22 protein-coding genes and 1 tRNA gene are annotated in these 21324 nt (G+C 63.4%); 10 read left to right on the top strand and 13 right to left on the bottom strand.

Going from position 1 to position 21324, the window contains the following annotated elements:
* The first annotated feature begins 7 nt into the window (after positions 1–7).
* From AC2TZ7_RS02815 to AC2TZ7_RS02805, 3 genes are all read left to right on the top strand, one after another.
* The gene (locus AC2TZ7_RS02815; protein ID WP_489865823.1) at positions 8–952 is read left to right on the top strand and encodes a COG4223 family protein; all 945 of its coding nucleotides are present in this window, start codon (positions 8–10) and stop codon (positions 950–952) included.
* 10 nt (positions 953–962) lie between these two features.
* On the top strand, positions 963–2480 hold the full coding sequence (locus AC2TZ7_RS02810) for a heme biosynthesis protein HemY (RefSeq protein ID WP_489865822.1): 1518 nt from the start codon (positions 963–965) through the stop codon (positions 2478–2480).
* 52 nt (positions 2481–2532) lie between these two features.
* Positions 2533–2608 (top strand) — tRNA-Thr (locus tag AC2TZ7_RS02805).
* Between the two features lie 82 nt (positions 2609–2690).
* On the opposite strand, the gene AC2TZ7_RS02800 is transcribed toward AC2TZ7_RS02805, so the two are convergent.
* The 5 genes from AC2TZ7_RS02800 to AC2TZ7_RS02780 form a co-directional block, all read right to left on the bottom strand.
* A complete protein-coding gene (locus AC2TZ7_RS02800; protein ID WP_489865821.1) occupies positions 2691–3788 on the bottom strand; it encodes a flagellar basal body P-ring protein FlgI in 1098 nt (365 codons plus the stop codon).
* On the bottom strand, positions 3788–4789 hold the full coding sequence (locus AC2TZ7_RS02795) for a flagellin family protein (RefSeq protein ID WP_489865820.1): 1002 nt from the start codon (positions 4787–4789) through the stop codon (positions 3788–3790). The genes AC2TZ7_RS02800 and AC2TZ7_RS02795 overlap by 1 nt, the downstream gene beginning before the upstream one ends.
* A 1-nt stretch (position 4790) precedes the next feature.
* The gene (flgK, locus tag AC2TZ7_RS02790; protein WP_489865819.1) at positions 4791–6245 is read right to left on the bottom strand and encodes a flagellar hook-associated protein FlgK; all 1455 of its coding nucleotides are present in this window, start codon (positions 6243–6245) and stop codon (positions 4791–4793) included.
* Between the two features lie 30 nt (positions 6246–6275).
* On the bottom strand, positions 6276–7610 hold the full coding sequence (locus AC2TZ7_RS02785; protein WP_489865818.1) for a flagellar hook protein FlgE: 1335 nt from the start codon (positions 7608–7610) through the stop codon (positions 6276–6278).
* Between the two features lie 120 nt (positions 7611–7730).
* The gene (locus AC2TZ7_RS02780) at positions 7731–8579 is read right to left on the bottom strand and encodes a flagellar motor protein MotB (RefSeq protein ID WP_489865817.1); all 849 of its coding nucleotides are present in this window, start codon (positions 8577–8579) and stop codon (positions 7731–7733) included.
* Between the two features lie 144 nt (positions 8580–8723).
* Here AC2TZ7_RS02780 and AC2TZ7_RS02775 point away from each other — a divergent pair, with 144 nt between their 5' ends.
* From AC2TZ7_RS02775 to AC2TZ7_RS02760, 4 genes are read left to right on the top strand one after another with little or no spacing between them, the layout of a single operon-like run.
* Positions 8724–9338: a paraquat-inducible protein A gene (locus AC2TZ7_RS02775; RefSeq protein WP_246831995.1), complete on the top strand. Its 615-nt coding sequence runs from the start codon at positions 8724–8726 to the stop codon at positions 9336–9338.
* Positions 9305–9949, top strand: coding sequence for a paraquat-inducible protein A (locus tag AC2TZ7_RS02770; RefSeq protein WP_489865816.1), 645 nt, complete (start codon positions 9305–9307; stop codon positions 9947–9949). Before AC2TZ7_RS02775 ends, AC2TZ7_RS02770 begins: the two co-directional genes overlap by 34 nt.
* Positions 9946–11970, top strand: coding sequence for a PqiB family protein (locus tag AC2TZ7_RS02765; RefSeq protein ID WP_489865815.1), 2025 nt, complete (start codon positions 9946–9948; stop codon positions 11968–11970). Before AC2TZ7_RS02770 ends, AC2TZ7_RS02765 begins: the two co-directional genes overlap by 4 nt.
* Before the next feature lie 12 nt (positions 11971–11982).
* Entirely contained in the window at positions 11983–12552 is a 570-nt protein-coding gene (locus tag AC2TZ7_RS02760; protein WP_489865814.1) for a PqiC family protein, read from the top strand.
* Between the two features lie 16 nt (positions 12553–12568).
* Here the strand turns inward: AC2TZ7_RS02760 and AC2TZ7_RS02755 are convergent, their stop codons facing one another.
* From AC2TZ7_RS02755 to AC2TZ7_RS02735, 5 genes are all read right to left on the bottom strand, one after another.
* Complete coding sequence (locus AC2TZ7_RS02755; RefSeq protein ID WP_489866778.1) at positions 12569–13102, bottom strand: flavin reductase family protein; 534 nt, start codon at positions 13100–13102, stop codon at positions 12569–12571.
* A gap of 80 nt (positions 13103–13182) precedes the next feature.
* A complete protein-coding gene (locus AC2TZ7_RS02750; protein ID WP_489865813.1) occupies positions 13183–13650 on the bottom strand; it encodes a DoxX family protein in 468 nt (155 codons plus the stop codon).
* Positions 13647–14420, bottom strand: coding sequence for an HvfC/BufC family peptide modification chaperone (locus tag AC2TZ7_RS02745; RefSeq protein ID WP_489865812.1), 774 nt, complete (start codon positions 14418–14420; stop codon positions 13647–13649). Before AC2TZ7_RS02745 ends, AC2TZ7_RS02750 begins: the two co-directional genes overlap by 4 nt.
* On the bottom strand, positions 14404–15246 hold the full coding sequence (gene bufB / locus AC2TZ7_RS02740) for an MNIO family bufferin maturase (RefSeq protein WP_489865811.1): 843 nt from the start codon (positions 15244–15246) through the stop codon (positions 14404–14406). Before bufB ends, AC2TZ7_RS02745 begins: the two co-directional genes overlap by 17 nt.
* A gap of 57 nt (positions 15247–15303) precedes the next feature.
* Entirely contained in the window at positions 15304–15576 is a 273-nt protein-coding gene (locus AC2TZ7_RS02735) for a BufA1 family periplasmic bufferin-type metallophore (RefSeq protein ID WP_078522705.1), read from the bottom strand.
* Between the two features lie 152 nt (positions 15577–15728).
* Here AC2TZ7_RS02735 and AC2TZ7_RS02730 point away from each other — a divergent pair, with 152 nt between their 5' ends.
* Both AC2TZ7_RS02730 and AC2TZ7_RS02725 read left to right on the top strand, forming a co-directional pair.
* Positions 15729–16277: a sigma-70 family RNA polymerase sigma factor gene (locus AC2TZ7_RS02730; protein WP_078522786.1), complete on the top strand. Its 549-nt coding sequence runs from the start codon at positions 15729–15731 to the stop codon at positions 16275–16277.
* Positions 16274–16903 (top strand): NrsF family protein, encoded by a 630-nt coding sequence (locus AC2TZ7_RS02725; protein WP_489865810.1) that lies wholly within the window; start codon positions 16274–16276, stop codon positions 16901–16903. Before AC2TZ7_RS02730 ends, AC2TZ7_RS02725 begins: the two co-directional genes overlap by 4 nt.
* A gap of 3 nt (positions 16904–16906) precedes the next feature.
* Here AC2TZ7_RS02725 and AC2TZ7_RS02720 read toward each other — a convergent pair whose 3' ends face one another.
* From AC2TZ7_RS02720 to AC2TZ7_RS02710, 3 genes are all read right to left on the bottom strand, one after another.
* Positions 16907–17692: a 3'(2'),5'-bisphosphate nucleotidase CysQ gene (locus AC2TZ7_RS02720; RefSeq protein WP_489865809.1), complete on the bottom strand. Its 786-nt coding sequence runs from the start codon at positions 17690–17692 to the stop codon at positions 16907–16909.
* Positions 17679–19028 (bottom strand): TldD/PmbA family protein, encoded by a 1350-nt coding sequence (locus tag AC2TZ7_RS02715; RefSeq protein ID WP_489865808.1) that lies wholly within the window; start codon positions 19026–19028, stop codon positions 17679–17681. Before AC2TZ7_RS02715 ends, AC2TZ7_RS02720 begins: the two co-directional genes overlap by 14 nt.
* A gap of 68 nt (positions 19029–19096) precedes the next feature.
* Positions 19097–20587 (bottom strand): DUF2125 domain-containing protein, encoded by a 1491-nt coding sequence (locus AC2TZ7_RS02710; RefSeq protein ID WP_489865807.1) that lies wholly within the window; start codon positions 20585–20587, stop codon positions 19097–19099.
* Positions 20588–20706: 119 nt separating this feature from the next.
* Here AC2TZ7_RS02710 and AC2TZ7_RS02705 point away from each other — a divergent pair, with 119 nt between their 5' ends.
* The gene (locus AC2TZ7_RS02705; RefSeq protein WP_489865806.1) at positions 20707–21324 is read left to right on the top strand and encodes an enoyl-CoA hydratase/isomerase family protein; all 618 of its coding nucleotides are present in this window, start codon (positions 20707–20709) and stop codon (positions 21322–21324) included.

The following is a 21324-nucleotide window of genomic DNA, read 5'->3' as shown; positions in this document are numbered from 1 at the left end:
CCAGCCGGTGATCGAAAAGCGCGGCGGGTTCGGGTCCGCTTTCCTGGGCGGTGTGATTGCGGCTGTGATCGGGGCGGGCGTCGCGATCTGGGCGATCCCCAATCTGCCGCCGCAACTTTCCGGATTGCTGCCGACCGCACCGGCCCCGGTGGACGAGGCGGCCATTCAAGCCAAGCTCGATGACCAATCGAAGCAAATTGGCCAACTTTCCGAAGAGATTGCGACCCTGAAATCGTCGCAGCCGCCTGCGCCGGACCTGTCTGGCGTGCAAAGTGCGCTCGATCAGGTCAATGCGGAGATCCGGGCGAATAAATCCGCGCTGGAGGATCTGAAAACGCAGATCGCGTCGCTGCAGACCGACACTGGCGGCAGCGCGGCACAAGCCGAGATCGAAGCGGCCGCGAAAGCTGCCGAAGCCCGGATAAAAGAAGCCGAAGCGCAGGCGCAGAGCCTGAAATCGCAAAGCGAAGCGGCTGCCAAGGCGGCGATGACGCAGGCTGCGGCGGCGCGCGTGAAAGCGGCGTTGGATGCGGGCACCTCGCTCGATGCACCGCTGGCCGATCTGCGTGACGCGGGTGTCGAAATTCCGGCGGCGCTCAGTGGTGACATTCCGAGCCTTCAGTCGCTGCAATCGAGCTTCCCGGATGCCGCGCGGGCAGCGCTTCAGGCGGCGCGCCGCACCGAGACGGGTGGCTCGATCAGCGATCGCGTCGGCGCCTTCCTTCTGGCTCAGACCGGGGCACGCTCGGTCGCGCCGAAAGAGGGCGATAGCGCGGATGCGGTGCTGTCGCGGGCGCAGGCCGATGTCGACCGGGGGGCCTTGTCCGAGGCGCTCGACGAGATCGCGAAACTGCCCGACCCCGCGCAGGAGGCGATGTCCGACTGGGTGGACCAGGCGAAAGCACGGGTGGCTGCGCTCGGCGCGGCCAACCAGCTTGGCGCGACGCAATAAGGAGACGGACATGATCTGGTCATTCATCAAAATCGCGCTGTTTCTGATTGTCGTCGCCGCGGCGACCCTGGGCCTCGCGCATCTCGCCGAGATGACGGGCGGTCTGCGGATCACGACGCTCGGCATGGAATTCACCTTGGGCCCGCTGCAGGCGGTGATCGCCGCGATCATCCTCTTCATCGCGGTCTGGATCGTGATCCGGGTCGTCGGTCTGGTGGTCGCCTTCCTGCGCTTCCTCGCGGGCGACGAAACCGCGATCACCCGCTATTTCGACCGGCATCGCGAACGCAAAGGCTATCAGGCTCTGTCCGAAGGGCTGCTCGCAGCCGCGTCCGGCGAGGGCAAGCTCGCCATGTCGAAAGCGGCGAAGGCCGAGCGCTATCTGCAACGTCCGGAGCTGACCAACCTTCTCACCGCGCAGGCGGCGGAAGCCTCGGGCGACTCGAAGAAAGCGACCGAAGTTTACAAACGGCTCCTCGCCGATGACCGCACGCGGTTCGTGGGGATTCGCGGGCTGTTGCGCCAGAAGCTCGAAGAGGGCGATACCGAAACGGCGCTGAAGCTCGCGCAGAAAGCCTATGCGATCAAGCCGCGTCACCGTGAAGTTCAGGATACGCTTCTGGGTCTGCAGACCGAAACGGGCGACTGGAAAGGCGCGCGGGAGATTTTGCAGGCGAAGATGCGTCAGGGCGAATTGCCGCGTGACGTCCACAAGCGCCGCGATGCTGTCCTCGCGCTGCAAGAGGCCAAGGGCGTCTGGCAGGAAGGCGCGAGCGTCGAGGCGCGCGAAGCCGCGATTTCGGCCGCCAAAGCGTCGCCCGATCTGGTGCCTGCCGTCGTGATGGCGGCCCGCGCCTATATCGACAAGGGCAAGAAAGGCGCGGCGGAGCGCATTCTGCGCAAGGCTTGGGAAGTGCGGCCGCATCCGGATCTTGCGACCGCTTTCGCGGAGATCACCCCGGATGAGACGCCGGACGCACGGCTGAAGCGATTCTCGAAGCTGCTTTCGAGCCGTCCCGATCATGAGGAAACCCGCCTTCTGAAAGCCGAACTGAACATCGCGGCCGAAGATTTCCCGGCTGCGCGCCGGGCGCTGGGCGACCTCGTCGAGACACATCCGACGGCCCGGTCGTTGACGATCATGGCGGCGGTCGAGCGTGGCGAAGGGGCGGAGGATGTCGTCGTGCGCGGGTGGTTGGCCCGGGCCCTGACTGCACCGCGCGGTCCGCAATGGTGCTGCGACAAGTGTCAGAACATTCAGTCCGAATGGACGCCGATCTGCGACAATTGCGGTGGCTTCGACACGCTCAGCTGGCGCGAGCCGCAACAGGCGCAGTCGCCGCTGCCGCATGGGGCGGAGATGCTTCCCTTGATCGTGGGCAAGCCGAGTGCCGAAACCTCGCCCAAGAAAGAGGATGAAGCCGAAGACGCCCCCATTCAGGACGCGGAAATCGTCGATCCGCCGAAGGAGGAAGGCGAGGCTGCAAGCGCATCGAAGGAGACGCAAAGCGGAACTGCGACAGCTTGATCATTTTGGGGCTACACATCCCCGAAAGAGCATGGTAATCGCCCGCCACAGTGCCGGTGTAGCTCAGCTGGTAGAGCACGTCATTCGTAATGATGGGGTCGTAGGTTCGAGTCCTATCACCGGCACCACTTCCTGAAAGTTCAGGCGCAGAGGCGGAACCGCAAGGTTCCGCTTCGCTTGTTTCAGGGCAGTCGTTTTCGAGGCTTTAGGTCAATTCACGACAAATTCGGCATGCAACGCGCCCGCAGCATTGATGCTCTTGAGGATGTCGATCATGTCGCGCGGGCTGACGCCGAGCGCGTTGAGCCCCGCGACCAATTCCGATAGCGAGCTGCCCTGTGGGACTTCGGCCATGCGAATGCCTGGCTCTTCCGTGAGAGTCGCCTGCGATCTGGGGACGACGACCGTATCTCCTTGCGAAAACGGGTTGGGTTGCACCACGAGGGGGCTTTCTTCCACTTTGAGCGTCAGGTTCCCTTGGCTGACGGCCACGCGCGAGATCCGCACGTCGCGCCCCATGACGATCGTGCCCGAACGCTGGTCGACCACGACCCGGGCGCGCTGTTCCGGTTCGACACTGAGATTCTCTACCCGGCCGATCGCATGCGCGACCGAGCGCGCGCGGGTCTCGCGAATGTTCAAAGCAACTGTACCGCCGTCGAGCATTTCCGCGACGCGCCGGCCGTATTCGCGGTTAATGGCGGTTTCAATTCGGCTTGCAGTGGTGAAGTCGGGCGTGCGCAGCGCGAGGCGCACCGTATTGAGGTCGTTAATCTCGAAGGCGATTTCGCGCCCGACGCGTGCGCCCGACGGAATGTTTCCCGAGGTCGGAACGCCTTGAGTGACCGACGCAGCGTTTCCCTGTGCCACAGCGCCGCCGGCAATGATCGCGCCCTGCGCGACCGCATAGATCTCGCCATCTGCCGCTTTCAAAGGGGTCATCACGAGGGTGCCGCCAAGAAGGCTCTTGGCGTCACCAATTGCAGAGACTGTGATGTCGATTTGGCTTCCCGCGCGCGCGAAGGGTGGCAGGCTCGCCGTGATCATCACGGCGGCGACGTTCTTCGGTCGAAACTGTTCCCCGGTAACGTTAACGCCGAGCCGTTCGAGCATGTTCGACATGATCTCTTCGGTAAAGGGAGCGTTGCGCAACCCGTCACCCGTGCCGTTCAATCCAACGACCAGACCATAGCCGACGAGATCGTTCCCGCGCACTCCGTCGAATTCGACCAGATCCTTAATGCGGATCGGGGCGCAGAGAGCGATCTGCGGGAGGACAACGAGGGCAACTAGCAACCAGCGCCACATCACATGTAATCCGTCATCGAGAGGTTCGAGAGCCGACTTGTCAGAAGATAGAGCGTCTCGATCTGGGAGCGTACCGCATCAAGCGCGGTTGCCGAGTCGTACGGGTCGGCGCCGATGAGTTTCGTCCGTGCAATTTCAAGGCTGGCGCGTTCGCTATCGTTCCGTGTCGCGGCCGAGGCGACTTTGCCTTCGAACGAACCGACTTCCGCGGCGAGTTCGACAGTTGCGAGAGATCCCGAGTGAATTCTCTCACCCGCTTCCTTCGCAAGCGCACTTCGCTCGGCCAGGTCTCCGTCAAACAAACCCCGGTCCAAAAGCGTGCCTATGGCGTAGCCCTTGATCGCATCTTTGACGCGTGGGTCGATTGCGGTGACATTGATCGCGGCGGTTTCGCCCTCTGCGATGTGGAATTTTCCTCTGGCTTCGCCACCTTGATAGGAGGTTGCGCTGAAACCGCTTGGGTCGGCGAACCACGTATCGAGGGTGGCGAGAACATCCGTCGCATTCGTCGCCCCTGAAATCTCCGCAGACAGGGACGTGATAATCGTTTCGGCATCGGACAGCGGGGTCGTATCTCCTTGATCGCCCGCGAATATGTAGCGACCGACAGAATTCGTGTTGAGCGTTGCGATCAGCGCGTCGAACTTTTCGGCTGCCGACGCGACGGTCGCGTCGATCATGATCTTGCTGGAGGTGGTTGCGGCGGACATGAGGGCCGCACTGATGCCGTCGTCGAGGTTGCCGATCCGCTCGAGGCTGCGTTGCATCGCGTCTGCATATTGGCTCGCCTCGGTAGTGGCGAGGTCGAATGCGTCGAACAATCTCAGACTCCGATCGATCGCGGAGAGCGCGCCGAAGTCGCCGGATACGGCGGCGCCGAGATCGGATTTTATGCCAGACGTCACTTCTTGGGTAAGGGTCGCCAATTTCGTATCCAGCGCTGCATTGTGGCGTCGCATCTGGAAATTCAGCGCCATGTCTCCAACAGAGAGATAGTTCATCTCAAATCTCCAGAAGTTGTTTGATCAGTGCATCGACGGTTTGGATGACGCGTGCATTGGCGCTGTAGAGTTCTTCAATTTGCAGAAGTTTCTGCATTTCATGATCGGTATCGACGCCCTCAGCGAAGGCCTGCTCTTTCAATGTGTCGTAGCGGGTCTTTGCATAGGTTTGAGTCGCCTCGTTGCTTTGACGATCGCTCGTGACTTGGGACAAGAAGCTTGCGAAAAGCTCTGCGCTTGAATGAAGCGATGGGCCGAAACTCCCGGACGCGGGTGCGGACGCGGTCGTCAACGCTGAGGCGAATGCGAAAAGATTATCTGCATTGCTCACGGGGCCAGGGGTAGATGCGCCGAACCCGTCACGCAGCAGCGAGAGCGAGCCGCCTTGTTCAGGGTCCGCGAGCGGGTTGATGACGATCCGACCGGCGAGGCCTGTTTCGTTGAGCGGATCGAGCGGGCCTCCGCCATCTGTAAAGAGGCCGGCTGCGCCGCCACTGAGTGTTGGGTCGACCGCCGGGTCGCTGACCCTCTCGATCAGGTTGCGGGAGAGTGCGTCGATCTGAACCTGCAGGTTTGGAGCGAGCGTGTCACGGATGGCGAAGAGGGCGCCAAGCGTGCCGCCGCCGAAGAACCCGTCATCGTCACTTGAGACGGCGTTTCCGTTGAGCGTCAGGCCTGAGAGAACCCCTCCGTCATGGGTCATGTCTGGCGTTATGACTCCGCGCGCCGTGAACCCGATTTCCGCTGGGTTGCCTTCGAGAAGGACGGCACCGCCTGTGGTGAAGAGTGCGATCTGATCGTTTTCGCGCGGGACTTGGCGGGTGGGGACGATGCTGGAGATCCGGTCGACCAGCGTTTGACGCTGATCCTTGAGGGCATTGGTGTCATGGCCCGCGGCCTTTCCGGCCAGGATCGTTGCGTTGAGTTCATCGACCTGTGCCAGTGCGCTGTTCAAGGCGTCGACCTGCGTCGCGATTTTCCGGTCTGCGTCCATCCGGCTGTCCTGCAATTGTGCGGAGAGCGTATTCAGGTGCCCGGTAACCTCGCGGGCGGCGCTCAACACTGTGGACAGGCGGGCTTCGCTTTCTGGGCGGCTGCCAGCTTCGACGAGCGAGGCTTCGAACTCTGCGAATTTGGAGGATAAGGAACTCGCATCCTCCGGCGTGCCGATGCGAGCTTCGAAGGTTGAAAGAAAATCGCCTCGCAGCGATGCGTTTTGGGCGGCAGCATCGGAGAGGCGGAGATCGCTGCGGAGGGTTTCGTTGACGATGCGGTCGACGCTGAGCACGCGAACACCGGCACCTTGCTGGCCGACGACCTGCGCGCCGAGTGAAATCTCGCGCCGGGCGTAGCCATCGGTGAGCGCGTTGGCGGTATTGGAGGCCACGACCTCGGCCATGCGAGAGGCTGCGGTGAGGCCCGACAAGGCATTGGATAGCGTTTGCGAGATTCCCATTGCGACCTCCCGTCGCCGATCCGATTAGGATCAGCGTTTGATATTGGTGGTTTCCTGCAGCATCTCGTCGACCGTCTGGATCACCTTGGCGTTGGACGAGTAGGCGCGCTGCGTCTGGATGAGATTAGTCAGCTCCTCTGCAACATCGACCGTCGAGCCTTCGCGAGCGTAGCCTTCGATCGACCCGGTCGGGCCGTCACCGGCATTCCACAGGAAGAAAGAGCCGGAGTTCGAGGAGACTTCGAAAATCTGCTTGTCGAGCGCGATAAGGCCGTTCTGATTGGGTACATCGACGAGAGGAATCTGATAGACGGTGCGGATGAACCCGGTGTCGTAGGTGGCTTTGATATAGCCATCCTCATCGATCTCGACGGCCGTGAGATTGCCGACGGGTGAGCCATCCTTCGTGATCGACGTCGGAGAGAAACTGTCGGAGAGCTGCGTCAACCCGTTGGTGTCGCCAATCTTGCCGATGGTGACGCTTAGCGGACCGCCTGCGACGGAAAGATCGAGCGTGCCGGTCGAGGAATCATAGGTGCCGCCGGAGATGACACTGACCGAGGCGAGTGTGCCGCCGCTGCTACGGCTGTCGTCGAAGGTCAGGACGTAGCGCCCGATGACGCTTTCATCGGTCGCGGGGGTGCCCGGATCATCGACCGTGGCGCTGTCGCGAATGACCATGGACCACTCGTTCGAGGCGCCGCTGGCCGGAACCGTAGGTTCGAAGGTGATGTCGAGGGTTTCTGATGTTCCGAGATTTCCGAAATACTCGACAGAAAGCGGCAGCGTGTCACCAGCCGAGCCGGCTTCGGTATCGGTGGCGGGCAGGTTGACCCCGAGATTGAGCGTCGTCGTGGGGTCGCCGGCCGTCTGGTTGGCGTTGATCACCACCGGTTCCATCCCCGACATCGTGTCGCGCGCGAAGGTCGGGATGGTGCCATCGGCGCTGGCGGGCCAGCCGAGCAGAACAAGCCCGGGTTCGGTCATCAGGGTCCCGTCGACATCGGTGCGAAACGCGCCCGTCGTGGTCATCTTCAAAGGTTCGTCGCCCGTGGAGTTATCGAGCGCCACGGCCGTCATGACGGGCAGCATGCCACGCCCGGAAACCGCGATGTCGAGCGCGTTCGAGGTGGAGACCAGCGAGCCTCTCTCTTCGATGAGGCGACTCGTGGAGGCACGGACGCCGCCAGCCGAATAGGAGCCGGTCTTCGCCGCCTGATTGATCACCATGCTTTCGAATTCGGTGACGGCGCGCTTGTAGCCGTATGTACCCGAATTCGCGATATTGTCCGAGATCGTGGCAAGACGTGTGGCATTCGCGGCCAAGCCGGCCACGCCCGCATTGAGCGAGGAGGAAATGGACATGGATGCGCCTTTCTGCTGCTGCGTCCGAAGTTCATTCCTACCTTTGCGCCCGGGTGTTTAAGATCGCCCTAACAGGTCCGCCTTTTTCGGTCCGTGGTTACCGCTTCGCTAAGACGCGCCTTACCGGCCATTGCGCAGCACGATGACTTCGAGACGGTTGTTGCGCAGGTCCATCGCACGCTCGACCTTCGGCTTGCGATCGGCGAAGCCGCTGACGCGCTGCAGCCGATCGGGGGGGAAGCCGGCCTCGTCCAGCAATGTCCGCATCGCTTGGGCGCGTGCGGCGGAGAGCTCCCAGACCGGGTCATGGGCCAGCATTTTCGGGTAGGATCTCGTGTAGCCGTTGATCGCGACATTGTTCGAGACGAGCGAGAAGACCCCCGTCAGGATTTTCGCCAGATCGGGGAGAACCGGCTGCGGCTTCGCGGTGTCGCCGACGAAAAGCGGGGCGTCGGGCAGGTCGGAAATTTCGATGATCAGACCCTCGTCGGTCACGCGGGTCACGATATGACGCGCGAGCTGCTCGCTGACCATCGACTCGCCGCCGACGCCCATCAGAGCTTGCTCGATCGCGCGGGCCATCTCGTTCAAACGCGCGGTATCGTTGTCCTGCTTGTCCTCGGCGGAGTTTTCGCCGCGGGCCTGACGCTCTTCGGTCGGGCGTTGCGAGACGGCGCCGGTGCCGCTCTGAGCGATCTGGTCCTCGGAGAAGACGGAATCCCCGCCGAAAGCGCCTTCGCCGCCACCGGAGATGCGATTGATCGGGATCGTCGGATTGAAGTAATCCGCGATGCCCTTGCGCTGTTTCTCGGTTGTCGCGTTCAGCAACCACATCAGCATGAAGAAGGCCATCATCGCAGTGACGAAATCGGCATAGGCCACTTTCCACGCCCCACCGTGGTGCCCGTCGCCCGCGACGACCTTCTTACGCTTGATGATGATTGGCGCCGCGTTTTCGCGGTTGCTCATTCCACCACCTCTTTTCACCCAGCTCCGGTATAGTAGGTGCGTGTTAACAGGCGATTGACGGATAAAATGCGCGCTACCCGCGTCTTCCCTTGTCGTGGCGCGGCCAATCGCTAGATTTGGCAGATGAATGGGCACCCGAACACAATGATAGCTGACCCGGCCGACCTGATTGCCTGTCCGCAATGCGACGCGCTCTATCGCGCGACGCATCTGCCCGATGGCAAGCGGGCGACCTGTGTTCGCTGTGGAACGGTGCTGATCTCGCCGCGCGAGAGATCGTTTCTGCATGTCATCGCCTTCTCCTTCACCGGGATGATCCTGATGATCGGGGCAATCTTCTTTCCTTTCCTCGAGATTTCGACCCGCGGGCTGAGCCATGAGAGCTCTATCTTCGGCGTCGCGATGGCATTTTCCGACGGATGGATCGCGCCTCTGGCCTTCTTCGTGCTGTCGATGATCGTGGCGCTGCCGATCTTCCGCTTCGCTGCGCTGATCTACACGCTCTGGCCGCTCGCCAATGGCAAACCCGCCTGGAAACACGCCGCGACGATGTTCCGTCTCGCCGAGGAAAGCCAGCCCTGGGCGATGGCGGAGATCTTCATCATCGGCACGGCGGTGGCGCTGGTGAAACTTGGCGGTCTTGCCAAGGTGTCGCTCGGCCCCGCCTTCTGGGCTTTCTGCGTTCTCATCATCGTGATCGCGCTCAAGAACTCCTTTGTCAGCAAATGGACGATATGGGACGCGATCGAACGAAAATGAATGTGCTGACCGCCACCGATGCCGGCTTGATCGGCTGCACCCGCTGCGGTCGGGTCTGGACGCCTGACCATGCGCATTGCGAACGCTGCGGCGCGACGCTGCACAAGGTCGACAAGAGCGGGCTGCAGCGCGTCTGGGCGTGGTGGATCGCGGGGCTTATCTTCTACATTCCCGCCAATCTCTACCCGATGCTGGTCACGGCGACGCTGGGTCATGAGCAGAAAAACACCATCGTCGGCGGTGCGCTGGAGCTGTGGCGGCATCACAATTACGGCGTGGCGCTGATCATCTTCGCCGCCTCGGTGATGATCCCGATCGGGAAATTCATCGCCATCGCCTATCTCGCCCTCGCGGTCGGAAACGAGCGCCGCAAAGGCGGCCATCCGCATCTGCATCTCTACGAGGTGGTGGAATTCATCGGCCGCTGGTCGATGATCGACGTCTTTGTTGTCGCGATCCTCTCCGCACTGGTGCAGCTTGGCTTCGTGGCCTCGATCCATCCCGGCCCTGCCGCCGCGTCTTTCGCCCTCTCGGTTGCATTCACCATGCTATCCGCCCAAAGCTTCGACCCGCGCCTGATCTGGCGCGGCCCTGACAGAGTGAGTTCATGAACGACACCCCCGAGACCGGCCCGGCCGAGCTGGAAACCTCCAACGCTCCGCGTCCGATCTGGACGCGGCTTTCCGTCGTCTGGATCGTGCCGCTGATCGCCTTGCTGATCACGCTCGGCGTCGCATGGAAGACGGTCTCGGATCGCGGGATGCTCATCCATATCAACTTCAAGGATGCGACCGGGGTCGAGATCGGCACGCCGCTCAAGTTCCGTGATGTCGATGTCGGCAAGGTGGAGAGCGTCTCCTTCACCCCCGATCTGGAGCAGGTGCAGCTCGGCGTGCGCATCGACAACGAGGTTGCGCCGTTCGTCGATCAGGATGCGAAATTCTGGCTGGTCCGCCCCGAAGTGTCGGCGCGGGGCATTCAGAACCTCGGGACGGTGCTGTCGGGCACCTATATCGAGGGCTTCTGGAACAATAAGCCCAACGGCCAGCAGAGCATGTTTCAGGGTCTCGAAAAGCCGCCGATCTCCCCGGATCCGAGCAAGGGCACCATCATCGAGCTGCGCGCCAAGGATGCAGGCGGGATCGTCGATGGGGCGCCGGTGCTCTATCGCGGGCTGACGGTGGGCCATCTGCAAAACCTGCGGCTCGACGATGACTGGTCCGGCGTGATCGTGGACGCCTTCATCGAAGCCCCGTATAACAAACAGCTGACGACCCAGACCCGGTTCTGGGACACGTCGGGCTTCTCCGTGAAATTCGACACCTCCGGCCTCAGCCTCGACGTTCGTTCGCTCGCGACGCTGGTGCAGGGTGGGGTGGAGTTCGACACGTTCACCAGCGGTGGCGGGATCGTCGAGAATGAACACGCCTTCCGCCTCTATGACGGCAAGGACACGGCGGAAAACTCGGTCTTCCAATCCGACGTGGTCGATCCGCCGAAATACACGCTGCTCTTCGATGATCCCGTGCAGGGGCTCGAAGTCGGCTCGAAAGTGCAGTTCCGGGGCGTCGAGGCGGGCGAGGTTACCGCGCTCGCGATCAAGATCCGCAAGGACAGCACCGGTCAGAGCTACGCGCAGCAACAGCTGACGATCGCGCTGTCGCCGGACCGGCTCGGCCTGTCCCGCGACGCCGGGGAAGAGGCTGTGACCCAGTTCCTGCAGGGCGAGATTCAAAGCGGACTGAGAGCGCGGATCGCGAATATCGGACTTCTGGGCGGAACGACGGTGATTGAACTGACCGATGTGCCCGATCTGCCGGATGCCGAGATGAATCTCGACGCCAAACCCTATCCGACGCTTCCGACCGCGCCTGCGGCCGAGAACGATCTCTCGAAATCGGCGCAGGGCGTCTTCAAGCGGATCGAAGGGTTGCCGATCGAGGAGGTGATGAACTCCGCGATCCGCACGCTGGACTCGATTTCCGCCGTGGCCGAGAGCGAGGAAACTCGAAAAGTGCCGGGCGAGTTGTCCGGTCTGCTGGAGCAGCTCAAGACCTTCACGACCGAGCTGAACAAGAAGGATGCCGCGGATAAGACGGTGTCTGCGCTCGACCGGGTGACAGAGGCTGCGTCCTCCGTGCTCGAGGAAATCTCGGGTCTCGACGAGACGCTCGCCTCCGCAGATCGCGCCGCGACGGCCATCGCAGATATGCCGCTCAAGGATGTGGGCGATAAGCTCGACACGATCCTCGCCAGTATCGACCAGCTTCTGAACAAGCCCGGCACGCAGGACCTGCCGCAATCGCTCAACGACACGCTCGAGCAGACCGCGGCGATCCTGACCCAGCTGAAGGAGGCGAATGCTGCCGACAAGCTGAACCAGACGCTCGATGCGGCGCAGAGCGCAGCGGATTCGGTGTCGAAAGCCTCCGACCAGCTGCCGGAACTGACGCAGAAGCTGCAATCGCTCGTCGATCAGGCGCAGGCACTGGTGGCGACCTATGGGCGTGGCTCCAACTTCTCGAACGAAACCCTCAATACTTTGCGCGAACTGCGTCGGGCGATCTCGAATATCGGCTCGCTCGCGCGTATGATCGAACGCAATCCGCAGTCCTTCATTCTGGGCCGCTGACAGGAGATGACGATGAAAGCTCTGAGCCTGATCCCGCTATGCCTCCTGGGCCTCGCCGCCTGTTCCGATCCCGAGAGTATCGCGCGCTACCCGATCGACCCGCCCACCGCCGAGAAGGCGCTGCCGAACCGGTTGGGCCGGGCGGAGCTGCGCGAGGTGTCGCTGCCGCAATATGCGGGCGGGCAGGAGATCGCGTTCCAGACAGAGGACGGGGCGCTGCGGTCGAACCCGGACAATCTCTGGGCGGATGATCCGGCGCGGTCGGTGACGCTGGCGCTGGCGCGGCAAATCTCGTCCCTTTCCGGCGCGACGGTGATCTCCGAGCCGTGGCCGCTCGCCGATCCGCCCACGCGCAAGATCGAGGTGCGGATCGAGCAGATGCTGCCCGGTGCCGATGGGCAGCTGCATGTTTCGGGGGTCTATTTTGTGACGGCGAGTGGCTTTGAGAGCAGCGGCGACACAGTGCGGCGGTTCGATTTCACGGTGCCGATGGGCTCTCAGGACCCCCAAGCGCAAGCGATCGCCAAGGCGAATAGCACTGCGGTGACGATGCTCGCGCGGCAGATCGCTCAGCTGCGCTGATACGTCGAGAGTTTGATCAGCTGCGCTGATCGGGAAGGAAGCGCCCGAACTGACCGCCCGCGAAAAGCAGCGGATCGGTCCCGGTGCCTTTCACGAAGCGGGTGACGCGACCGATGATGATCGTGTGATCACCGCCGTCGTGGCGCGCCTCGGTCGTGCATTCGAACCGGGCGAGCGTGTCGTCGATCAGCGGAACGCCCGCCGCGTTCAGCCGGTAGGACAGACCGTCGAACCCTTCGCCGCGCTTGGTGAACCGCTTCGCCAGCGCCTCCTGATCGTAGCGCAGCACATGCACCGCGAAGGCGGGCGTAGCCGTGAAATGCGCATGTCGGAACGAGGAGCGCGCCGCCGACCACAGGATCAGCGCCGGATCGAGCGAGACCGAGGCGAAGCTGTTCACCGTCATCCCGACAGGCTCTGCCGCGTCTTCATGCGCGCAGGCGGTCACCACGGTCACGCCGGTCGCGAATTGCGCGAGCGCATCGCGCAAAAGCCGCGTATTCGCCGGGTCGGGCTGGTGGCCGTGGCCCTCGCTCTCGGCGCGGCCCATTGCGGCTTCGATATCGTCGCTTTCGCGCATCGGCTCTCCTTTGCGCTCACACATAATCGTGCAGGCGGGGAGAGCAAGGCTCAGCGTTCCAATCCGATGAGCTTATCGAGAGAAAGCCGCCCGGGGCCCTTCATCAGAACCGTCAGAAGCGCGATGGCCCAAAGCCCATGCGTGACCCATGCGCCGGGATAGACGAAGACCTGGATCACCAGCGTCATCGCCAGAAGCGCCAGCGCCGCAAGGCGGCTGCCAAGGCCGAAGATCAGCAGCAATGGGAAGAAATGCTCCGCGAAGGTTGCGAGCACCGCCGCCCATTCATGCGGAATGAGGGGCAGGTCGTATTCGTATTGAAAGAGGGTGAATGTGGAGTCCTTGATCATGAACCCCTCCACCTTGGTCCGCCCGGACATCCAGAACACCATCGCCGGAAAGAGCCGCGCTCCGATCAGAACAATCTCCTCCGGGAAGCTCTGGGCTATATCGGAAAACCGATGATACAGCCGGAATAGACCCTGTTTTGGCGTTTTCATCTCGATCGTATCGGTCATGACTCGTCTCCTGTTTCAATGCCCGCGCCGACGATCAGCGCATTTTCCACCAGCAGCAGAAGCGCTGCGTTGAGGTCAAAATCCGCTCCCGCCCGGTCCTGTGCGCGGGCGACGGTTTCGCCTGCACAGAGGGCCGAGACGAAGCGGCCGGTCGAGCTGCGAATGACGGACGTGATCACATGAGAAATCCCGCGCCGCGCAGTCAGCAGCGTCTCCGGTCTCCACTCCTTCGCCCGCGGTGGAGCGGGACCGCCCGGTTGTTGCGAGGCCCAGATCGAACCGGCGGGGGTCAGCAGCTGAAGAACCTGCACCGACGGATGCAGATCGAGGCACAGGTGAGCACCCGCGCGTGTGGCTGTCTCTTGTAGGCGTGCCGGCGCAATAGGCTCTGAATCCGCAGCGTGATAGGCCCGGCTGCGCGCCCATTCGATGCGGGCGACGTCGGGCAAATAGCTCAGCGATTGCAGCGAAGGTTCATCCGCCAGATAGGCCGGAAACGCGCCGCCCCATTCGGTCAGGACGGGCGTGCGCGGCGGGTACTCGGCGATATAGGCCCGGGCGAGCCCCCGGAAGCAATCCGCGCCAAGAAGCCGTTCGATCGCCGGAAAATGCCGCGCGAGGGCCTGTGTCAGCCCATGCGCCACGTTGTTGCGATAAACGTCGAAGCGGCGCTCGATCTCGGCCGGATCTTGGGCGGTGGCGTTTTGCGGCGCGGGCCCTCCGGCCAGGCCCTCGCGGAAACCGCGGGCGAAGTCACGATGCGAGGGCATGGTGGTCACCCGACAGGATCATGGACGCGCGCTTGGCCTCGGCCATCAAGGTGGTGAAGTCCGGCACATCATTGTCCCATTCGATAAGGCTCGGCAGCGGCCCGGTTTTAGAGACTGTTTCAGCGTAAAGCGCCCAAACTGGCTCCGCGACTTCGCGCCCGTGGCTGTCGATCAGCAGGGGCCCGGAGGGCAGCTCTTCCTCTTCATGACCAGCCAGATGGACCTCGCCGACACGGTTCAGCGGGAACGCCTCGAGATAGGGGCGCGGATCCTGTCGGTGGTTCACGCAGGACACGAAGACATTGTTCACATCGAGCAGCAATCCGCAGCCGGTTCGCGTGCTGATCTCGGTCAGGAATTCGGTCTCGGGAATGTCGGAATCGTCAAACAGCACATAGGTCGCCGGATTCTCCAGCAGCATCCGGCGGCCGAGATGCTCCTGCACCTCATCGACGTGATCGCAGATCAGCGACAGCGTTTCCGCCGTGTAGGGCAGGGGCAGCAGATCATGCATCCAGACGCCGCCATGGCTTGCCCAGGCAAGGTGCTCCGAGAAGCTCTCAGGGTCGTATCGGTCGCACAGCAGCTTGAGCCGCGCGAGGTGGTTGCGATCCAGCGGATCGGGCCCACCGATCGAGAGGCCCACGCCATGCACCGACAGCGCATAATCCGCGCGCAACCGTTCCAGCATCGCATGCGGCATGCCGCCCGCGCCCATGTAGTTTTCCGCGTGGATTTCGAAGAAACCGAGATCGGGTTTCGTCTCTGTTATGGCGGGAAAATGCTCTGGCTTGAAGCCGAGGCCCGCTTTGCGTGGCAGTGTCATGGCAGCCTCCATCGGTGAGGAAACGGGGCGCGCGCAGTCCGCACGCCCCGCTTGGGGTCACATCTCCTTGGGTTCGAGCGAGCCCATGCCGTGCGGCGTCTCGATCTCGGTGCAGGTGCCCGCCGGGACGAGTTTCCAGGCGTTGCCCTGATAGTCCATCGTCGCGGTGCCGGCGCAGGTGGTGCCGGGCCCGGCGGCGCAATCGTTCTGCCCGGCCATCGCGACGCCGTAGCATTTCTCCATCGCCTGATCTTCGGCATGGGCGGCGCTGGCCAGCCCCATCGCGCAGGTCAGAGCGGTTGCAAAGCCAAGGGTGGTTTCGGTCTTCATGGTAGTCTCCTGATTGGTTGGGACCGTTGCGGTCCTGATCACCCTTCGCGTCAGGTCACGGCCGCGTTACGCCGATCACGCCAGCGTGAACGAAAAAAGTTTTTCGCTCTGGCTGTAACGAAGGCATATTCGCGAACGAAAGGATGGCGATGATGCATGATCGGCGGGCAGATTGGTCGCAGCTCCTGCGGGCTGCGAATGCGGGCGACAAGCGCGCCTACGGTCTGTTCCTGCAGGCCGTTACCCCGGTGTTGCGGTCTGTCGTGCGGGCACGCGGTGCAGGGCTGTCCGAAGCCGATTGCGAGGATGTCGTGCAGGAGGTCTTGCTCGCCATCCATCTGAAGCGTCACACGTGGCGCGAGGATGAGCCGGCTGCGCCGTGGTGCTACGCGATCGCCCGGCACAAGGTGGTCGACGCCTTTCGGAAGCGGGGGCGACGTATCCATCTTCCGGTGGAGGATTTCGCCGAGATGCTGCCCGCCGCTCCAGAGGCCGATCCCACGGAAAAGGCCGATATAGAGACGTTTTTGACCCATCTCGAGCCCCGCGCCGCGCAGCTGGTGCGTGCTATCGGGCTCGAAGGGAAAAGCATCGCGGAAACTGGCGATGCGTTAGATATGAGTGAGGGAGCGGTGCGCGTGATGCTGCATCGTTCGTTGAAAAAACTGGCCGCGCTTCGCGAGAGGCTGATCGAGATATGAAAACCGAAGACCTGATATCCGTATTGCAACAAGACACGTTGCCCGATCCGCGCCCGAAGCAGGTGCTTGGCCGCTGGCTTGTGCCGGCGCTTCTGCTGACTGCGCTGTTCGTGATTTCGGTCTATGGGCTGCGTTTTCCGCTGCAACAGACCCTTATGACGCCGGAAATCGCCCCGAAATTCTACCTGCCGCTGGTCCTGGCCGTGCTTGTGACCCCGATGGCGGTGCGCTTGGGGCGGCCCACGGCGAAGGTTTCGACCGGGTGGCTCTGGATTTTCCCGGTGATCGGGGCGGCGCTTTTGGCCTATGCTTTCCTGACCACGCCCGAGGGTCAGCGCATGTCGGATTTCGAGGGCGAAACGATCCTGCCCTGCCTGATTTCCGTGCCGATGCTGTCCCTCCCGGCGCTGGGCGCGCTTCTTGTCAGCTTGCGCAAAGGGGCGGTGACGCGCCCGGCCCGGGCCGGGGCGCTGGCGGGGCTTGCCGCCGGAGGCATGGGCACCGCGATCTATGCCCTGCACTGTACCGAGGACAGCCCGCTGTTCTACGTCACCTGGTACGGGGCCGGGATCGTCGTGGTGATGCTCGTGGGGGCTCTGATCGGGACGCGCGTGCTGCGCTGGTAGACCCTAATCCGGCCAGAACGCCAGATTTTCGATGAATTTCTCATGCAGGGTCGGGTTGGCGACGACCAGCCCGCTCGATTGTGGCGGGGAGCGGTTGAACCGCAGCGCGCGGCCGTTGCGATCCGTTGCCAGAAGCCCTGCGCGTTGCGCGATCAGGCTCGCCGCGGCGATATCCCACTCCCATGCCGGACGCAGCGAAATTGTCGCATCGAACTGCCCTTCCGCCACCAGACAAAGCCGCCATGCCAGCGAGGAGCGGAAATGGCGCTGGTAATCCGGCAGGCCGTGGCGCCAGAAGCTCGGATTCTCCGAGAGTTTCGAGGTCAGCACCGTCGCACCGGACAGCGCCTCTTGCATGCCGGGGCGCAGGGGCTCGCCGTTCAGGCAGGCCGGACCGTCGATCGTCGCGGAATAGGTGAGATCGTGAACCGGCAGATGCACCACACCCGCAATGACCGCGCCGTCGCGCACCACGGCGAGCGCGTGGGCGAAGCCGCCATCATGGGCAAGGAAGGCGCGCGTGCCGTCGATCGGATCGACGATGAAGGTCGAGCGCGCCTCGAGACGCGCCGGATCGTCGGTGCTTTCCTCCGACAGCCAGCCGTAATCGGGCCGGGCGCCGCGCAGGCGCTCTTCCAGCAACGCGTTCACCGCCAGATCGGCCTCCGAGACCGGACCGGCCCCGTCGCCTTTGTCCCAGGCTTCGGGCGCCTTTTTCCAGTAAGTCAGGGCGAGCGCACCAGCCTCTTTCGCGGTCTCGATGAGAAGGGGAAGATCAGTCTCCGGCAAGCGTCATCCCTTCGAGGAGAAGCGAGGGCACGATATGGCTCAGATGCCTCCGCGCGTCATTCGCGGGCCGGATGCTGCGGAGCATATCGCGCAGGTTGCCCGCGATTGTGCATTCATTGACCGGATAGACCGGCTCGCCGTTTTCCACCCAATAGCCCGAGGCCCCGCGCGAATAATCGCCCGTATTGGGGTTGATCGTGGCCCCGATGAAAGAGGTCACGAGAAGCCCGGTGCCCATCTCGGCCATCAGGTCCTCGCGCGTCTTGTCGCCCTGCGTCAGGGTCACGTTGCCGATGCCGGGCGAGGGCGGCGAAGAGGTGCCGCGGCTGGCATTCGCGGTCGATTGCAGCCCCAGCTTGCGCGCGCAGGCGAGGTCCAGCGTCCAGCTTTTGAGCACGCCATTCTCGACGATGGCGCGGCGCGCGGTGGCCAGACCCTCGGCGTCGAAGGGGCGCGAGCCGGAGACGCGCTTGCGATGCGGCTCCTCGATCAGAGACAGGCCTTCGGGCAGAACTTGTTCGTCCAATGCGTCGCGCAGCCACGAAGCCCCACGGCAGATCGCCTGCCCGTTCACCGCCGACAGAAGATGCCCGATCAGACTGCCCGAGACACGCTCGTCGATCAGCACCGGATAGGCACCGGTTTTCGGGCGGCGCGGATTGGCGCGGGCGGCGGCGCGTTCGCCCGCCAGACGTCCGATTTCCTGCGCGCTGGGCAAATCGGACTGGAAGATGCGGCTCTCGGCGGCCCAGTCCCGCTCCATCCCCAGCCCCTCGCCGGAAATCGCGACGGCCGAGACGACGCGCGAGCTGCGATCATAGCCGCCCGCGAAGCCGTTGGAGGCCGCGACATGGACGCGCCGATAGGAATAGGCGGCGGAGGCGGATTGCACCTGGGTGACGCCGTCGACGCCGAGCGCTGCGGCCTCGGCCTCGAGCGCGTCACTTTGCAGCGCCTCGGCGGAGGGCTCGGCGCTCGGATCGGCCAACTCCATCCCGTCCGCATCGCGGCGGTCGGTCAGTTGCGACGGATCGGCGAGACCGATGAACGGATCTTCCGGCGCTTCGCGGGCCATCGCGATCGCGCGCTGCGCCATTTCCTCGAAGGTGCGGGTGGAAATATCGGAGGCGGAGACGCAGGCCTGTTTTCCGCCAAGAAGGACACGCAGCCCGATCTCGACGCCCTCCGACCGCTCGGCCTGTTCAAGACGGCCTTCGCGGACATCGATCGCAACCGAGCGCCCATCGACCGCAATGGCATCGGCGGCAGGCGCACCCGCGCGCTTCGCAGCCTCGAGCAGCGACTGGGTCAGATCGGAGAGAGAGGGCTTGGTCATTTCCACCTCGTGAGAAAAACGAAAGCCGCCCGGAGACCCGGACGGCTTCTCGCCGTGGGTTTCAGTCTTTACTGGACGCGTTGGCCGTTGACGAGGATTTCCCCGCCATCCTTGAACTCGACCTGCGACTCGTAGGCATCGTCGCCCGTGGGCTTGGCGTAGAGGCCGAGCATCATCCGCCCGAACATGATCTGATCCTGCGGCACGAGCCCCATCGCGACCAGCTTGTCCATCAGGGCATTCGCCCCGGTCAGCGTCAGGTCGATCTTGCCCGTGGGCATCGGCATCGGCCCGCCATTCTTCAGCTCGAGCGCGCCGTTGCCGTTCAGATCGGCGCCGACCATCGACAGCTTGATGTTGTTGATATCGACGGTGTCGACCTGCATCGGTGGTGCGTCCATCGCGGCGGCGGCCGGGCTGAACAGGTCCTCGGAGAGCTTCATCTTGCCCGAGAGGTCGACCTGCAGCGTTGCCGGGTCATGCGGCAGATCGCCATTCGGGTCGAACATGGCCCAGATATTGTCGGAGACCGTGACGCCGTTGAAGCCAAGCTTCGCCTTGTAATCCTGCGCCTCATCCGATTTCGCGACCGGCATCGCGAAACTCGCGTCCGACGACTGAATATCCGCGGTGATCGGGAAGGGCAGTTCGGGCGTCGTCATCTCGATATGGCTGGACTTGCTCTGGCCACCGAGGGACAGGCCGTCCTTCGACATCGCGATATCGAGCTTGCCGCCCTGATCGGTCGTCTTCTGATCGACCTTGCCGTCGGGACTGTCAGCGGTCGTCGTCCAGTTCGAGCTGGCATAGGTCATGCTCAGATCGAGGTTCGCCCCGGCGTTGAGCGCCTCGTCGAGTTTCTCGGAGTCGATGCCTTTGGGCATCGCGAAACTTCCTTCATAGGCGAGGTCGTTCATCTGGCCGTTCATGTTGAACGTGCCGCTGCCCTCGGGATCGGCGCCCGACGCGGTCAGGTCGAGCGTGCCGATGGACATCTTGGAGTCGACCGAATGCATGTCGCCGTCGACGACGTGGTAATTGCCCTTGGTGTTCTCCAGCGAGAAGTACATTTTGACCGGTACGTCCTGCCCCTCGGCAGTGACGGTCTGGTCGAGATCCATCGTCAGTTTCGGCGCGTCGATATCGTAGGTCAGGTCGCCCGGCGACCCGGAGACGATGACCTTGCTGTCCGTCTGGGTCATCGTCATCTTCATGGCGATGTCCGAGGTGTCGGTGCCCGGCTTGCCGGTCATGTCGCCGGTCATCGTCTCGGGGAAGGTCGTCTCCACCGTGCCGTCGCCGCGATCACGCAGCTTCAGTTCCGGCACGTCGAGCGTGAGGCTCATATTGTCGACATTGCGCACCATCTTCACGTCGGAGACGGTGAGCGTGTCGCCCTCTCGGTTCTGACCGCCGACCATCACCTCGTAGCCGTAGGTCTGGTATTCGGATTGCCACGCCTGCCAGACCTGCTCTGCGGTGACATCCGCGAAAGAGGCCGTGGTGGACAGCAGCGAAACCACAACGGCGCCGGAACCGACGGTTTTGAGCCATGCCATGAGAGGGGTACCTTTCCACTGAGAACCAAGTCGCGGCCATCCTCCTTTGGGTCAGGCCGATGGTCAAGCCTTCCCGGGGCTGCTAGACGGGTTTCACGGGAGTTGTGAGGAGGTTGGGAATGATCCGCCACGAGATCGAAAACGGGCTGTGGCGCGTGACCATAGACCGGCCTGAAAAAGCCAACTCGCTGACTGGCGCGATGCTGGGCGAGATCGCCGATCTGGCCGAGCGCGCGGGGCGCGAAGAGGCGCGGGCTTTCGTGCTGAGCGGGAATGGCAAGGTCTTCTCCGCCGGGGCCGATCTGGACGAGGCGAAATCCGGCACGCTGGCGACCGATCCGGTCTGGGAGCGGCTTTCGGGCGCGATCGCGGCGCTGCCCTGCCTGACGATCGCGGCGCTCAACGGCACGCTGGCCGGGGGCGCGATGGGCATGGCGCTGGCCTGCGATCTGCGCATCGCCGTGCCGGGCGCGAAGTTCTTCTATCCGGTGATGAAGCTCGGCTTCCTGCCACAGCCCTCGGACCCCGCGCGCATGGTCGCGTTGGTGGGGCCTGCGCGGGCGAAGATGATCCTGATGGCGGGACAGAAGATCGAGGCCGAAGAGGCGCTGAGCTGGGGGCTGATCGACCGGATCGTGCCGCGCGAGGCGCTGGAAGAGACGGTCGAGATGCTGGCAGCCGATGCGCTGGGCGCGCGGGCTGCGCATGTCGCCGGGATCAAGGCGCTGATCCGCTAA

This window comes from Thioclava sp. ISO4 (genome assembly GCF_058105145.1).
Note: the sequence above shows the minus strand (reverse complement) of the source record. Positions and strands in the feature narration are given on the sequence as shown.